Here is a 14,794-nt window from a genome sequence, read left to right as displayed (position 1 = left end):
GCAGCAATCGCAAAAACAGGGGCCGCTATACGCAGCCCAGCGGGAGCAAGCTCCCTCGCCACAAAAGCTGGTTCATTTCCAGGTTACTTTCCTCCCACCACCATGTGACTGAAAGGCTCGACATACGCCTGCAACGTCACCAGCCCGCCCACCAGAATCGCCAGCACCACCGAGTGGAAAAACACGTAGCGCAGGATTTCCCCTTCGTGGCCGTACCAGCGGGTCGCGGTGGAGGCGACCACGATCGACTGGGCGTCCACCATCTTGCCCATCACCCCGCCGGAACTGTTGGCGGCGGCCATCAACACCGGGCTGATTCCCAACTGCTCTGCCGTGACCCGTTGCAAACCGCCGAACAGCACGTTGGACGCCGTGTCCGAACCGGTCAGCGCCACGCCGAGCCAGCCCAGCAGCGTGCCGAACATCGGGTAGAAGATGCCCGTCGCGGCAAACGCCAGGCCCATGGTCGCGTCCAGGCCCGAATAGCGGGTGAGAAAGCCCAACGCCAACATGGCGACAATGGTGATCAGCGAATAGCGCACCACCCACAGCGTTCGCAGGTATTGGCGCGCCAGTTGCGGGATCGAATAGCCCATCAGCAAGCCGCCGAGAATAGCCGCCAGGAAGATGCCGCTGCCGGTGGCGGTGAACCAGTTGAACTTGTAGACCGCTTCCTCGGTTTTCGGCTGGGGCACTACCGGCGGGACCTTTTCGATCTGCTGGTGGATGGTGCCGAAGGTCAACAGCGGCGAGAAGATCGGATTCGCCTCGCGCATTGGCTTGCCCTGGGGATCGAGCCTGGCCGATTGGGTCTGCGGGTCGATGGCCGGGCGGGTGTCGAACAGATTCTTGAAGCCCTGGGTGCCCCAGGCAAACACGAAGACCGTGAGGATGATCCACGGCATCCACGCCCGCAGCACGGCGGGGCGGTTGTCGCTGGCGAAGGCGCCGCTGGCCACCGGCGTCTGTTGCTCGCTGGGGTCGATCTTCGAATCATCGTGCCGGCCTGACAACGCCGCCGAGGTATGCACTGTGGCCGGTTTCCAGACCTTGAGGAAACCGGTCAGGCAGGCCATGGAAATCAGCGCGGCAATCACGTCCACCAGCATCGGGCCGTGGTAGTTCGATACCAGGAACTGCGGGATGGCGAAGCTGACGCCGGCCACCAGGATCGCCGGCCAGACTTCGAGCATCTTGCGCCAACCGGCGAATGCCCAGATCAGCCAGAACGGCACGATCACCGAGAAAAACGGCAACTGCCGGCCGACCATCATCGACAGCTCCATTTCATCCAGCCCGGTGACCTTGGCGAGTGTGATGATCGGCGTACCCAGCGCGCCGAACGCCACTGGCGCAGTGTTGGCGATCAGCGCCAGGCCCGAGGCGGCGAGGGGCGAAAAGCCCAGCCCGATGAGGATCGCCCCGGTCACCGCCACTGGCGTGCCGAAGCCCGCCGCGCCCTCGAAGAAGGCACCGAAACAGAAGGCGATCAGCAGCAATTGCAGACGCCGATCGTCGGTGATGCGCGCCAGGGAATCCTGCAGGACCTTGAACGAACCGTTCTCGGTGGTCAGCCGGTGCAGGAAGATGATGTTGAGCACGATCCAGCCGATGGGCAGCAGGCCGTTGGCCGCACCATAAAGGGCCGCCGAACCGGCCATGTCGGCGGGCATGCCGAAGGCGAAAATTGCGATGAGCAACGCCGAGGCCAGGGCGTACAACGCCGCCAGGTGCGCCTTGACATGAAAGAACGCCAGGGCCGCCAGCATCACCACCACCGGAACCGCCGCCAGGAGCGTCGACAGCACCGCATTACCGAAGGGATCGTAGACTTGTTGCCAGACCATGTTCCACCTCTGCTTTTTATTGTTGGAAGTGCAGGCCCCGGGGGGATTGGCAGAGAAGTATAGGCGGGGATCAGAGGATGGGATTGGGACCTTCTGGTCCTGCTTACCCAATGTGGGAGCGAGCTTGCTCGCGATGGCGGTGGGTCAGTTGGAGGTGATGCTGACTGTGCCACCGCTATCGCGAGCAAGCTCGCTCCCACAGGGTTTCGGGTGATGACGGCTAGCGGGCTTCGACGTTATCCAGCGCGCGGTTCGCCAGCAGCCCGCTCAGCTCGATCAGTTGCTGGATGCCCAGCTTTAACAACCCCGTGGCGAGGGAGCTTGCTCCCGCTGGGTGGCGAAGCCGCCCCAAAAATTTCTGCCCTGGCAAAAAGCTTGGGCCTGCTGCGCAGGCCAGCGGGAGCAAGCTCCCTCACCACGAGAGTGATTCGTAAGACCGTGCGCTCAGCCCTTCGCCGCCATCGCCGTCACTTCCACTTTCATGCCTTCCACCGCCAGCGCCGCCACGCCCACCGCGGCGCGCACCGGCCAGGGCTTGGCGAAGAAGCGTTTGTAGACTTCATTGAAAGCCGCGCGATCGGCTATGTCGGTCAGGTAGATGGTCAAGTGCAATACGCGGTCCATGGAGCTGCCGGCGCGTTCGAGGGCGCTCTTGAGCGCCTGCAACGTGCATTCGCTCTGCGCCGTGATGTCGCCCAGCTCCAGGCTGCCGTCCGCGCGGGTCGGGATCTGGGTGGAAACCAGCAAGCCGCCGAAACCGGCGACGTCGGAGGAGATGGAGTCTGCGTCCGGGTCGGGGGTAAACGTAATGTCTTGGTTCGCCATGGAAGTCTCGTGCTCGAAAAGAAAGGAGGCCAGTCGCGTCAAAACGACTGGCCTGCCAGTTTAGCGCCGATCTTCGGGCTGTCAGCCACTTCCTCCGGTTCGAGCCGCCGTCACCGTCGGCCCTGGACCATTCGCTTGGCGGTCAGCACGTGCTCCAGTTGCGGTTCGGCGACCGCTACGTGGGCGGCCATGTCGCGGGCCTGTTCCCAATCCAGCTCCGGGCGCAACCATTCGAGGGCGTTCTCGCCGGTGAAGGCCAGCAGTCGCTGCTGTTGATTGACCATGTCGCCGTAGGTCACCAGGGCCAGCCCGTCACAGCCGTTGGGCGTTTCACTGGCCTGGGCCAGGGCGGCGAGGAAGATCGGTGAGGATTGCCGCGACGTCGTATAGCTCAGGCGCTTGGACTGGGCGTGCGCGCCAGTCTCCGCGGCGGCTTCGTACCAGCCATCCACCGCCACCAGGACGCGACCGTCGCGCTTGATCCGGTCGAACACCTTGGAGCGCATCACCAGGTGCAAGGGCAGGTGGGTCAGCGGCGGCATCGTGCCCATCGACCACACGGGCGACCACCCCCAGCGCACCTTGATGCACTCCAGGCGCCCGCCACGGTTGCGTATGGCGCTGACCTGCATGTTCGGCTTGATCACGCTTTGTCGCTCATGCAGCGCGGGCTCCGCCGCGGCGTGAAGACTGTCGGCGGACCAGCTCGATGAGTTGGCACCGAAGGGGTCGCGCTGGGCGAAAAACGCCAGGGAATCCTTGGAAGAAACGGGCTGAACGAAACATTCACACATCGCGAAAACTCCAGGCAGATATTGACTATAACCCGCCGTTGAAGCCGCAAAAAACGAGTCGTCTTCAGTCGGTTGCGGCGGTGTTATGTAGCTCCGAGCCGGCGCGCCAAAGCTTGGTTCGAAAATCCTTATCGTCACCGGATGAGCGGAAAATCAAGCGGCATTTCATCCACTTATGCGACCGCTCATCGTCTGCACGGAGAGCCGCGCAATTTCCCAAGGTCGTTCGTTTTGTCCCCGCTGCTGTTGCATCGACGGCGTATCGGGAGGCCTCTGATGAAGGAGAAATGACCCATGACCAGAATCGACAACCTGCTGGATAACAAAGGGACGCCGCTGGACAAGCAGACGTTTACCTGGCGTGACCTGGCCGGCAAACCCATCAGCAAACTGGACGACGATGCGTTCACCCGAGTGCGGGTGATCCTGATGAACGGCGTCGAATCCGACGCGCTGCGCCTCAAGCATTTCGGCGCGCGTTTCCACAAGGAATTGCAACTGCCCCTGGCCCAGGTAAGGCGCGCCGAGCAGCATCAGATGACCGCGATAAACTGGCTGCTGTCGGCTGATCATTCGCCGCTTGAAACCACCGTGGCCTACGAACAGGTCGCCATCGAAGTGACTGCCGCCGTCGCCCAGAACGAGCCCGACCCTTATCAGGCGCAGACCTATCGTTTCGGCCTGCTGGAAGATTTCGACCACCTCTATCGTTACTCGGCCATGCTTGATCGGTTGGAAGGCAAAGACGCCAACAACATCCTGCAAGGCTATACGGACATCGTGCCCGGCAGGCCCACTAGCGAGCACCACCGTGCCCCCGGCGATGACCTGCGCGACAACTACAAGAAGGAGAACGCCGCGCTGATCACCAAGATCCATGCGGCGCTGATCACCGGTGCGGAATACCAGACCCACGATTACTACATGAACATCGGCCCGCTGTTTGCCGACCCGGTGGCGCGCGCGTTGTATGCCGAAATCGCCTCGGTGGAAGAGCAGCATGTCACCCAATATGGCTCGTTGCAGGACCCCAGCGAAACCTTCATGGAGAAGTGGCTGGTACATGAAGCGATGGAGGTCTACACCTACGCCAGTTGCGCCGAGCAGGAAGAAAACCCACGGATCAAGGCGATGTGGGAACGCTTTGTCGACTACGAGCTGGGGCACTTGAACCTGGCTTGCGAATTGTTCAAGAAGTACGAGCGACGCGACCCCGCCGAGGTACTCAGCGGCCAGCTGCCGCGCATGATCGAGTTCAAGAGCCAGCGTGATTTTGTCCGTGAGACGCTGTCCCGCGAAGTGGACCTGCGCGCCCACGGCATCGACTACGTGCCCAAGGAACGCGAAGGCCACGCCTCCCTCGACTACCGCGCCCAGCTCAACAGCGAAGGCGTGCCTGCCAACATCGTTTCCGCCGGCTACACCTTCAAGCCCGGCACCGAACTCAACCCAGTGGGAGAACAGCAATGAGCGAACGCCAAGTCACTATCGGCATGAATCGTACCGGCGTCCAGATGTCTCCCGAAGACACCGCTCGCCAACTGGAAGCCACCCGTCTGTTTCCGGCGGATGTGCCGGGCGACGTGAGCGCATTTACCGCCGAGCGCGAGCGTGCCATTCGCGAGGCCGACCTGATCGGCTCGGTACCGGCACCGGGTTCGGTCAAAGGCGTGGTCAAGACCGCATTGGACAAAACCATCGGCAAGGCGCCGGAAGTGCTGCTGGACAAGCTCGGCGAACGCCTGGCCTTCGAGCGCACCGGCGTGCGCCTGTATGAGGCGATGGTCGCCAAGGCCACAGCCGCGCCCGGGGCCGATCCGGCGTTGGTGGAGACCTTACGGCAGATCCAGGCCGAGGAGCTTGAGCACATGAACATCGTGCGCGAAGCCATCGAAACCCTCGGCGGCGATCCGACCGCGATGACGCCATGCGCGGACGTGGCGGGAGTCAAGGCGATGGGCGTGCTGCAAGTATTGACCGACCCACGCACCACCGTTTCCCAGTCGATGAGCGCGATCCTGACCATCGAGTTGGAAGATAACGCTGCCTGGGAATTGCTGATCGAGCTGGCGAAGAAGGGCGGGCACCCGCTGATCGCCAAGCGCTTCGGCCATGCCCTGGAACAGGAGGAAACGCACCTGGCCACGGTGCGCGACTTCATCAGGCAAGACCTGCTCGCGCAAGTGAGTTGAGGCTTGTTTCACTGCGGGCTCCACCCTGTGTTTTTTCGGGGCGGAGCCCTTGGCTCGAACTTTTGAAGGACACCCGCCCGTGAGTGAAACCGACCTTGAGATGGAATTGAAAGCCTGGCGGCTGTTGCTGGAAGACGATGCATATCGCCTGGACTTTCCCGAAGATTATTACGACACGTTGATCCGGCGCGCGGATGAACTGGTGTTGCATGAATTGATCAGTCTGGAGGATTGGCAATTGCTCAAGGACGCGGCGGACCAGGCTTACCAACTGACGGTGGAAATGCTGGCGCGCAATCAGCGCGATTGTCTGAATGTTCAGGGGATGCGCTTGCCTCGGGCTTGATTTTCGTTGCGCCGCCAAACCCACGTGGGAGCGAGCCTGCTCGCGAAGACGGCGGCACAGGCGATGAAGATGTTGGATGTGCCGGCCTCTTCGCGAGCAGGCTCGCTCCCACATTGGATCTACGGCAGATGGCAGTTCTCGGACACTCCGCAAAACCTATGTGGGAGCGAGCCTGCTCCCACATTCGGATCTGCGGCGGACGCCATATCTCGGACACTTCGCCAAACCCATGTGGGAGCGAGCCTGCTCGCGAAGGCGGCGGCACAGGCGATGAAGGTGTTGGATGTACCGGCCTCTTCGCGAGCAGGCTCGCTCCCACATTTGGATCTGCGGCGGACGTCATATCTCGGACACTTCTCCAAACCCATGTGGGAGCGAGCTTGCTCGCGAAGGCGGCGGCACAGGCGATGAAGATGTCGGATGTGGCGGCCTCTTCGCGAGCAGGCTCGCTCCCACACTTGGATCTACGGCAGACATAAATTTTGTATACGCCGCAAAACCCATGTGGGAGCGAGCCTGCTCGCGAAGGCGGCGGCGCAGGCAATGAAGATGTTGGATGTACCGGCCTCATCGCGAGCAAGCTCGCTCCCACATTTGGATCTACGGCAGACATAAATTTTGTATACGCCGCAAAACCCATGTGGGAGCGAGCTTGCTCGCGAAGGCGACGGCACAGGCAATGAAGATGTTGGATGTACCGGCCTCTTCGCGAGCAAGCTCGCTCCCACACTTGGATCTACGGCAGACATAAATTTTGTATACGCCGCAAAACCCATGTGGGAGCGAGCCTGCTCGCGAAGGCGGCGGCACAGGCAATGAAGATGTTGGATGTACCGGCCTCTTCGCGAGCAGGCTCGCTCCCACACTTGGATCTACGGCGGACGCCCGATCTCGGACACTCCGCAAAACCCATGTGGGAGCGAGCCTGCTCGCGAAGACGGCGGCACAGGCGATGAAGGTGTTGGATATGCCGGCCTCTTCGCGAGCAGGCTCGCTCCCACACTTGGATCTACGGCGGACGCCATATCTCGGACACTTCGCCAAACCCATGTGGGAGCGGGCTTGCCCGCGAAGGCGACGGCACAGGCAATGAAGATGTTGGATGTACCGGCCTCTTCGCGAGCAGGCTCGCTCCCACACTTGGATCTACGGCGGACGCCAGATCTCGGACACTCCGCAAAACCCATGTGGGAGCGAGCCTGCTCGCGAAGACGGCGGCGCAGGCGATGAAGGTGTTGGATGTGCCGGCCTCTTCGCGAGCAGGCTCGCTCCCACACTTGGATCTACGGCGGACGCCCGATCTCGGACACTCCGCAAAACCCATGTGGGAGCGAGCTTGCTCGCGAAGGCGGCGGCACAGGCGATGAAGATGTTGGATGTACCGGCCTCTTCGCGAGCAGGCTCGCTCCCACAGATGTTGAACAATCCAGCGATCATCCCTGCTCGATACTCCGCAAAACCACCTCCCGCGGCTCGACCCGAGGAAAATTCAGGCGCTGCCAGCGCCAGGCATCCTCCAACATCCGCTCAAGCACATGACGTGCAGTCCAGCCCAACTGCTCGGCTGCCTTGCCCGGATCCGCCCAGCACCGTGCAATGTCTCCCGGACGACGCGCTTCAAAAGCCAGCGGCACGGTCGCCCCGGTCGCCCGCTCGAAAGCACTGACCACCTCCAGCACCGAATAACCACGCCCGGTGCCCAGGTTCCAGACATGCACACCCGTCTGTTCGCGCAAGAACGCCAGAGCTTGCAAGTGCCCCTCGGCCAGATCCACCACATGTACATAATCCCTGATCCCGGTGCCATCCGGCGTCGGGTAGTCGGAGCCGAAAATCCGCAGCACCTCGCGCTCGCCGTTGGCCACCTGCAACAGGTATGGCAAAAGGTTGTTGGGGGTCTGCGTCGGCGTCTCTCCCAGCAGGCCTGAACAATGGGCGCCGATGGGGTTGAAGTAGCGCAGCAAGCCGATCGACCAGCGGGCGTCGGAGGCGGCGGTGCTGCGCATGACGTGTTCGGCCATCAGTTTCGACTGGCCGTACGGGTTGGTCGGCTGCCCGGTCGGGCAGGTCTCGGCGATGGGCATCTGGGCGCAATCGCCATAGACCGTCGCCGATGAACTGAACACCAGGTTGAACACGCCGGCTTCGGCCATCGCCTGGCACAGCGTGACGCTGCCGCTGACGTTCGTGTCGAAATACCTCAGCGGCTCACGCACGCTTTCACCCACGGCCTTGAGCCCGGCGCAATGAACGACGGCCTCGATGGGGTACTCCCTGAAGACCTTGTCCAGTGCGCGACGGCTTCTCACGTCGGCATGGACAAAAACCGGCTCCCGCCCCGTCACGTCCGATATGCGCTGCACGGTTGCCCGGGAGCTGTTGCAAAGGTTGTCGAGGATCAACACCTCGTCGCCCTGGTTCATCAACTCGACCGCCACATGGGCGCCGATATAACCCGCACCACCTGTCACCAGAATCATCATTCAGTCCCCCTCGATTATCCCTGTCCTGGTGTCTCTTGGACGAGACACTCGGCGTTGTCCGGCGGTCTCTTTCGGCAGTGGTGCGCGTTGGAGACATCAGCCTGTTCTGTTGAGTGTGGTGGCGGGTTCCAGGAGTTCAGAGCAGTTGACTGACCGGTGTGTGCACTTGGTCGGCTGGCTGGAAGAAGATTTGGAACGGCATCGGAACCGGCTTTCTCAAACGTCCACAAGGCCAGGCGTGAGAGGAGTTACCAGGTCTTGTTTGCCAGGCGCGGCAGCGCCGGATCGCGGTAGGCCCAGCATCGATCTACAAACATCGATCTTCAGACATCGATCTTGAGAAAAGGAACGTCACATGAATCAACAAGAACATCTTCATCCCGATCACAGCGCCGCGCCCGCCACGAGCTTGCGACCTACGCTGTTGTGCCTGTCGCACCTGCGCTGGGGCTTTGTCTATCAGCGGCCGCAACACGTGATGTCGCGATTGGCCAGGGATTACGACGTACTGTTTTTCGAAGAACCGATATTCGAAGGCCGGCAGTCCTCGCATCTGGAAAGCTATGCAGTGGCGGAGGGCGTGACAGTGCTGGTGCCAAGGCTCCCCGAGGGGCTGGATGAAGCCCAGGTGATCGCCACCCAGCGCGAATTGCTCGATGCCTGGCTGGCAGAGCACTGGCCGAGTGAGTTGATGCTCTGGTACCTCACGCCCATGAGCCAGGCCTTCACCGATCACCTGGAGGCCAATGTGGTGATTTTCGATTGCATGGACGAGCTCTCGGCCTTCAAGTTCGCGCCGCCCGCGTTGGTAGAGATGGAGCGGCGGTTGATGGCCAAGGCCGATGTGGTGTTCACCGGCGGATACAGCCTCTGGGAGGCCAAGCGCGAGCATCACGCCAACGTCCACGCCATGCCCAGCAGCGTTGATATCACGCACTTTGCCGCGGCCAGGCAGCCGATTCCCGACCCGGCGGACCAGGCCGATATCGGTCATCCGCGCCTGGGTTTCTTCGGCGTTATCGATGAGCGTTTCGATATCGAGCTGGTACGTGAACTGGCAACGCAGCGGCCGGACTGGCACATCGTGTTGATCGGGCCGGTGGTGAAGATCGATCCGCAGACGTTGCCGCGCCTGGCGAATATTCACTACCTGGGCGCCAAGCAATATGAAGAGCTGCCGGCGTACCTGGCGGGTTGGGACGTGGCGTTGATGCCATTCGCGTTGAACGAATCCACTCGCTTCATCAGCCCCACCAAAACGCCTGAATACCTGGCGGGCGGATGCCCGGTGGTGTCCACGCCGATCCGCGATGTGGTCAATGGCTACGGTGAGAGTGGTGTGGTCGCGATTGCCGATTCGCCCCAGGGATTCATCGACGCGATCCAGGCCGCGCTCGACCTGCGGACCCAGCCAGGAATGGTAGCGCAGTACGCCGACAAAGCGCTGGACGGCATGTCCTGGGACAAGACCTGCGCGCAGATGAAGGAGCAGATCGAATGCCAACGATAACCCTCGATTCCCTTGATAACTCCCAGGGCGGCGCGCCGTACGACTACCTGATCGTCGGTGCCGGTTTCGCCGGCAGCGTGCTGGCCGAGCGGCTGGCCGAAGGGTTGGGCAAGCGCGTGCTGCTGGTCGATCGTCGCGATCACATCGGCGGCAATGCATACGACCATTTGGACGAGGCGGGCGTGCTGGTCCATCGCTACGGGCCGCACATCTTCCACACCAATGCCCAGCGCATTGTCGATTACCTGTCGCGGTTCACCGAATGGCGCCCGTACGAGCATCGAGTGCTGGCCCAGGTCGATGAGCACCGGGTGCCGATTCCCATCAACCTGACGACGCTCAACACGCTGTTCGGCTTGTCCATGGATGAAACGCAGGCCGAGGCCTTCCTGGCGCAGCGGGCGGAGCCGGTCGAGTCGATCCGGACTTCGGAGGACGTGGTCATCAACCAGATCGGCCGCGAGCTGTATGAGAAATTCTTTCGTGGCTACACCCGCAAGCAGTGGGGCCTGGACCCTTCCCAGCTGGACAAGTCGGTGACCTCGCGGGTGCCGACACGGACCAATACCGATGATCGGTATTTCACTGACCAGTTCCAGATGATGCCGCTGCACGGCTATACACGGATGTTCGAGCGCATGCTCGCCCATCCGAACATCGATATCTTGTTGGCGACCGATTTCAAAGAGGTTCGCCAGCGCATCCCCTATCGGGAACTGGTCTATTGCGGGCCGATCGATGAGTACTTCGATTACTGCTTCGGCCATCTGCCGTATCGCTCGTTGCGCTTTCAGCATGAAACGCTGGATGCGCCGCAGTTCCAGCCGGTGGCAGTGGTCAACTATCCGGACGAGCGCGTGCCCTATACACGAATCACCGAGTACAAGCACCTCACCGGGCAGGAGCATCCGCGCACCAGCATCAGCTACGAGTTTCCCTGCGCCGATGGCGACCCTTACTACCCGGTTCCGCGCCCGGAAAACGCCGAGCTGTACAAACGCTACAAGGCCCTGGCCGACGAAACACCCGGGGTGACTTTTCTCGGTCGGCTCGGCACCTACAAGTACTACAACATGGATCAGGTGGTGGGTCAGGCGCTGGCGCTGTATCAGCGCATTGCCGAGGGCGAAGGGGTCGTGGCGAGGGCTCACGAGGTCGAGCCGGGTTGATCCCGGCTTCATCCAGACACTGGGAGACAGCAGCGTGCGGGAGAGGATCTTCAACAGTTTCGTGATGGCCGGCTACGAGTGTTCCACCCATCGCCGTGCCGATGGACGTCGGCTGGATATGCTCGCCGCGACTCGCCATGACCGCTGGGCCGAGCAGGATTACAACCGGCTCGCCGACCTGGGCATTCGCTGCGCCAGGGATGGCTTGCGTTGGCATCTGATCGAACAGCAGCCGGGTCGTTATGACTGGAGCAGTTTCCTGCCGATGCTGCGCGCCGCCCAGCGCTGCGATGTGCAAGTGGTGTGGGACCTGTGCCATTACGGCTACCCCGACGATCTGGACATCTGGCGGCCGGCCTTCGTCGAACGGTTTGCTCGCTTCTCCGGTGCCGTCGCGCGGCTGATGCGCGAGGAGGGGATCGAGACCGCGTTCTACTCGCCGATCAACGAGATCTCTTTCTGGAGCTGGGCCGGCGGCGACGTCGGCTACTTCAACCCCACCGCCCGACAACGGGGCATGGAGCTCAAGCACCAGTTGGTGCGCGCAAGTATCGCGGCGATCGAGGCGATTCGCGAGGTAACGCCCGCGGCGCGATTTGTCCAGTGCGACCCACTGATCAACGTGCGGTCCTTATCGCGGCGGGCCGAAGATATCGAGGCCGCCGAGGCGTATCGGCTGTCCCAGTTCGAGGCATGGGACCTGCTCACCGGCAGAAGCTGGCCGGGGTTGGGCGGGCGCGAGGAGTACCTGGATATTGTCGGCGTCAATTTCTATCCGCATAACCAGTGGTTCCTGCACGGCAATCGGATCGAGCCGGGCAGCGCGGATTATCGCCCGTTGGTGGGCATGCTCAGCGAAGTCCACCAGCGTTATCGAAGGCCGCTTCTGCTCTCTGAAACGGGCGCCGAAGATACCGCTCGGGTGCCCTGGCTGCACTACATCGGCGAGCAGTTGGCGCTGGCGGTGGAGCGCGGCATTCCGATAGCAGGCATGTGCTGGTACCCGTTTCTCGACTACCCGGGTTGGGACGATGATCGCTACTGTCCCACTGGCGTGTTTGGCTATGCCGACAGCGAAGGCAGCCGCGCATCTTTCCATCCACTGACGTTGGCAATGAAGTCCCTGCAGGCGCGGTTTGCCTCGTCCGTGGCCACGGTGCAGATGCCATGAACAGCCATCAGTCGCATGGCGCGCCGTTGCCGAATACCGCCATCGCGTTTTTGTGGCGATACGTCACCCTCAGGCCGTGGCATTTCGCGACGTTGTTTGTGCTGATTGTCGGTGCCGCCAGTTGCGCGGTGGCGGTGCAGTTCGGCATGAAGCTGCTGGTCGACGCGATGGCCCAGGGCAGGGAGGCGGCCGGGCATGTGTGGCTGCCGTTCACCGTGTTCATCGCGCTGATTGTGGTGGAAAACCTGTTCTGGCGTTCCGGTGGCTACTTGGGCTGCCGGACGGTCGTCGCCAGTTGCGCGGACCTGCGGATCGACCTGTTCAATCACCTGACCGGACACCCGATGCGCTATTTCTCCGAGCATTTCGCCGGAGCCCTGGCCAACCGGATCTCCTCGGCGGGCGCGGCAGCGGGTTCCATCTACGGTGGCCTGGCCTGGAAGATTATTCCACCTTGCGTGGATTTCATCGGTGCGGTCGTGGTGCTGTTTACCGTGCGGCTTTCCATGGGGTTAGCCTTGATCGGCGCGGTGATTGTGGTGGCTTCGCTGATCACCGTGATGGGGCTGCGTGGCCGCAGCCGGCATATCGATTTCGCTTCCCAGGCCGCACGCGTCGGTGGCGAGTTGGTGGACCAGGTCTCCAACGTCTGGACGATCAAAGCATTCTCCGCCCGACACCGCGAGCGGCGCCGGCTCGAACAGGCGATCGGCGTCGAGGCCAAGGCCCAGCGCCGCAGCTGGATCTACCTGGAAAAAGCCCGGGTCTTGCACGACATCTGCTTGTCGATCATGGCCGGCGGCATGCTCGGCTGGTCGATCCTGCTGTGGCAGGGCGGGCAGATCACCCCGGGCGATGTGGTGATGGTCAGCGCGTTGTCGTTTCGCATCCTGCATGGCTCCCGCGACTTGGCGCTGGCTTTGGTGGACACTTCGCAGCAGATGGGCGTGATTGCCGAGACGTTGCGCATCATCGTCCAGCCACACGCACTCAGCGACACCCCGGCGGAACTGGAACCTGGGCGCGGCAATATCCGTTTCATCGACGTCAGCTACAGCTATGCCGACGGGCGCGGCGCGATCAGGCATCTGTCCCTGGACATTCCGGCCGGCCAGAAAGTCGGCATCGTCGGGCCGTCGGGCGCGGGCAAGTCGACATTGGTCAGTCTGGTCCAGCGCCTGGACGATGTGCGCAGCGGGGTGATCCTGATCGATGGCCGCGACGTGCGCTCGGTCAGTCAGGACAGCCTGCGCAGCCAGATCGCCGTGGTGCCTCAGGAGCCGGCGCTGTTCAATCGGACCATCTACGAAAACATCGCCTATGGCCAGCCCGATGCCACCGAGGCACAAGTCATCGACGCGGCCCGCCATGCCTATTGCGAAGAATTCATCCGCGACCTGCCGGAAGGCTTCAACACGTTGGTGGGCGAGCGCGGCGTGATGCTCTCGGGCGGCCAACGCCAGCGCCTCGGGCTGGCGCGGGCGTTCCTCAAGAACGCACCGATCCTGATCCTCGACGAAGCCACCTCGGCACTGGATTCGGAATCCGAAGCCAAGGTGCAAATGGCCCTGGACGACCTGATGCGCGGTCGCACCGTGCTGGCAGTGGCGCACCGGCTGTCGACGGTCGCGCGGTTCGACCGGATTTTGGTCTTGCAGGGCGGAAGAATCATCGAAGACGGCTCACCCGATGAACTGCGCCAGCGTGAAGGGCCGTTCCAGACCCTGTGGCAGGCGCAGGGGCTGGAGTTGGGCAAGCGTTAGTTGCCGATATTGGACGTGCCGCCGCCTTCGCGAGCAGGCTCGCTCCCACAGTGGAAATGAGGTTGGGCGCTGGATGTGCATGCGCCGCAGGACCCCTGTGGGAGCGAGCTTGCTCGCGATAGCGGTGGTTCAGTTTATGAAGATGCTGGATCTGCCGCCGCCTTCGCGAGCAGGCTCGCTCCCGCAGTGGAAATGAGATTGGGCGTTGGATGTGCATGCGCTGCAGGACCCCTGTAGGAGCGAGCCTGCTCGCGAAATCGGTGGTTCAGCTATGGAGATGTTGGACGTGCCGCCGCCTTCGCGAGCAAGCTCGCTCCCACAGTGGAAATGAGATTGGGCGTTGGATGTGCATGCGCCGCAGGTCTCCTGTGGGAGCGAGCTTGCTCGCGATAGCGGTGGTTCAGTTTATGAAGATGCTGGATCTGCCGCCGCCTTCGCGAGCAGGCTCGCTCCCACAGTGGAAATGAGATTGGGCATTGGATGTGCATGCGCCGCAGGTCTCCTGTGGGAGCGAGCCTGTTCGCGAAAGCGGTGGTTCAGTTTATGGAGATGTTGGATGTGCCGCCGCCTTCGCGAGCAGGCTCGCTCCCACAGTGGAAATGAGGTTGGGCGTTGGATGTGCATGTGCCGCAGGTCTCCTGTGGGAGCGAGCTTGCTCGCGAAAGCGGTGGTTCTGATGGCGGAGATGTTGGGG

11 protein-coding genes and 1 pseudogene are annotated in these 14,794 nt (G+C 62.3%); 7 read left to right on the top strand and 5 right to left on the bottom strand.

Translation table 11 applies throughout. The features are described 5' to 3' along the window. Positions 1–83 precede the first annotated feature (83 nt). From J3P94_RS17435 to J3P94_RS17420, 4 genes and pseudogenes are all read right to left on the bottom strand, one after another. On the bottom strand, positions 84–1,847 hold the full coding sequence (locus J3P94_RS17435; protein ID WP_434568980.1) for an L-lactate permease: 1,764 nt from the start codon (positions 1,845–1,847) through the stop codon (positions 84–86). Positions 1,848–2,067: 220 nt separating this feature from the next. Further along, a pseudogene (locus tag J3P94_RS17430) lies at positions 2,068–2,142 on the bottom strand (DUF6124 family protein); the annotation flags it as partial. 149 nt (positions 2,143–2,291) lie between these two features. Further along, positions 2,292–2,672 (bottom strand): RidA family protein, encoded by a 381-nt coding sequence (locus tag J3P94_RS17425; protein WP_434568979.1) that lies wholly within the window; start codon positions 2,670–2,672, stop codon positions 2,292–2,294. Positions 2,673–2,782: 110 nt separating this feature from the next. Beyond that, on the bottom strand, positions 2,783–3,466 hold the full coding sequence (locus tag J3P94_RS17420) for an SOS response-associated peptidase family protein (protein WP_434568978.1): 684 nt from the start codon (positions 3,464–3,466) through the stop codon (positions 2,783–2,785). A gap of 294 nt (positions 3,467–3,760) precedes the next feature. On the opposite strand from J3P94_RS17420, the gene J3P94_RS17415 reads away from it, so the two are divergent. From J3P94_RS17415 to J3P94_RS17405, 3 genes are all read left to right on the top strand, one after another. Beyond that, positions 3,761–4,936, top strand: a complete 1,176-nt coding sequence (locus J3P94_RS17415) for a hypothetical protein (RefSeq protein ID WP_434568977.1) — start codon at positions 3,761–3,763, stop codon at positions 4,934–4,936. Then, a complete protein-coding gene (locus tag J3P94_RS17410) occupies positions 4,933–5,658 on the top strand; it encodes a ferritin-like domain-containing protein (RefSeq protein ID WP_434568976.1) in 726 nt (241 codons plus the stop codon). The genes J3P94_RS17415 and J3P94_RS17410 overlap by 4 nt, the downstream gene beginning before the upstream one ends. Positions 5,659–5,737: 79 nt before the next feature. After that, the gene (locus J3P94_RS17405; protein ID WP_434568975.1) at positions 5,738–6,004 is read left to right on the top strand and encodes a hypothetical protein; all 267 of its coding nucleotides are present in this window, start codon (positions 5,738–5,740) and stop codon (positions 6,002–6,004) included. A gap of 1,433 nt (positions 6,005–7,437) precedes the next feature. Here J3P94_RS17405 and galE read toward each other — a convergent pair. Further along, complete coding sequence (gene galE, locus J3P94_RS17400; RefSeq protein WP_434574238.1) at positions 7,438–8,484, bottom strand: UDP-glucose 4-epimerase GalE; 1,047 nt, start codon at positions 8,482–8,484, stop codon at positions 7,438–7,440. Positions 8,485–8,842: 358 nt separating this feature from the next. Between galE and J3P94_RS17395 the strand changes: the two genes are divergently transcribed. The 4 genes from J3P94_RS17395 to J3P94_RS17380 all read left to right on the top strand — a co-directional run bounded on the left by J3P94_RS17395 (position 8,843) and on the right by J3P94_RS17380 (position 14,100). Beyond that, on the top strand, positions 8,843–9,997 hold the full coding sequence (locus J3P94_RS17395) for a glycosyltransferase family 1 protein (RefSeq protein WP_434568974.1): 1,155 nt from the start codon (positions 8,843–8,845) through the stop codon (positions 9,995–9,997). Beyond that, positions 9,985–11,166, top strand: coding sequence for a UDP-galactopyranose mutase (gene glf, locus J3P94_RS17390; protein WP_434568973.1), 1,182 nt, complete (start codon positions 9,985–9,987; stop codon positions 11,164–11,166). The genes J3P94_RS17395 and glf overlap by 13 nt, the downstream gene beginning before the upstream one ends. Before the next feature lie 64 nt (positions 11,167–11,230). Continuing rightward, positions 11,231–12,337, top strand: a complete 1,107-nt coding sequence (locus J3P94_RS17385; RefSeq protein ID WP_434574236.1) for a beta-glucosidase — start codon at positions 11,231–11,233, stop codon at positions 12,335–12,337. Beyond that, positions 12,334–14,100 carry an ABC transporter ATP-binding protein gene (locus tag J3P94_RS17380; protein WP_434568972.1) on the top strand — a complete coding sequence of 589 codons (1,767 nt, stop codon included), beginning with the start codon at positions 12,334–12,336 and terminating at the stop codon, positions 14,098–14,100. The genes J3P94_RS17385 and J3P94_RS17380 overlap by 4 nt, the downstream gene beginning before the upstream one ends. Positions 14,101–14,794: the final 694 nt, after the last annotated feature.

This window comes from Pseudomonas sp. Z3-8 (assembly GCF_051131975.1).
GTDB lineage: Bacteria > Pseudomonadota > Gammaproteobacteria > Pseudomonadales > Pseudomonadaceae > Aquipseudomonas.
Note: the sequence above shows the minus strand (reverse complement) of the source record. Positions and strands in the feature narration are given on the sequence as shown.

Coding starts and splice junctions, on each gene's coding strand:
- J3P94_RS17410 (WP_434568976.1), top strand. CDS start 4,933: ATGAGCGAACGCCAAGTCACTATCGGCATGAATCGTACCGGCGTCCAG.
- J3P94_RS17420 (WP_434568978.1), bottom strand. CDS start 3,466: ATGTGTGAATGTTTCGTTCAGCCCGTTTCTTCCAAGGATTCCCTGGCG.
- glf (WP_434568973.1), top strand. CDS start 9,985: ATGCCAACGATAACCCTCGATTCCCTTGATAACTCCCAGGGCGGCGCG.
- J3P94_RS17380 (WP_434568972.1), top strand. CDS start 12,334: ATGAACAGCCATCAGTCGCATGGCGCGCCGTTGCCGAATACCGCCATC.
- J3P94_RS17435 (WP_434568980.1), bottom strand. CDS start 1,847: ATGGTCTGGCAACAAGTCTACGATCCCTTCGGTAATGCGGTGCTGTCG.
- J3P94_RS17425 (WP_434568979.1), bottom strand. CDS start 2,672: ATGGCGAACCAAGACATTACGTTTACCCCCGACCCGGACGCAGACTCC.
- J3P94_RS17395 (WP_434568974.1), top strand. CDS start 8,843: ATGAATCAACAAGAACATCTTCATCCCGATCACAGCGCCGCGCCCGCC.
- galE (WP_434574238.1), bottom strand. CDS start 8,484: ATGATTCTGGTGACAGGTGGTGCGGGTTATATCGGCGCCCATGTGGCG.
- J3P94_RS17415 (WP_434568977.1), top strand. CDS start 3,761: ATGACCAGAATCGACAACCTGCTGGATAACAAAGGGACGCCGCTGGAC.
- J3P94_RS17385 (WP_434574236.1), top strand. CDS start 11,231: ATGGCCGGCTACGAGTGTTCCACCCATCGCCGTGCCGATGGACGTCGG.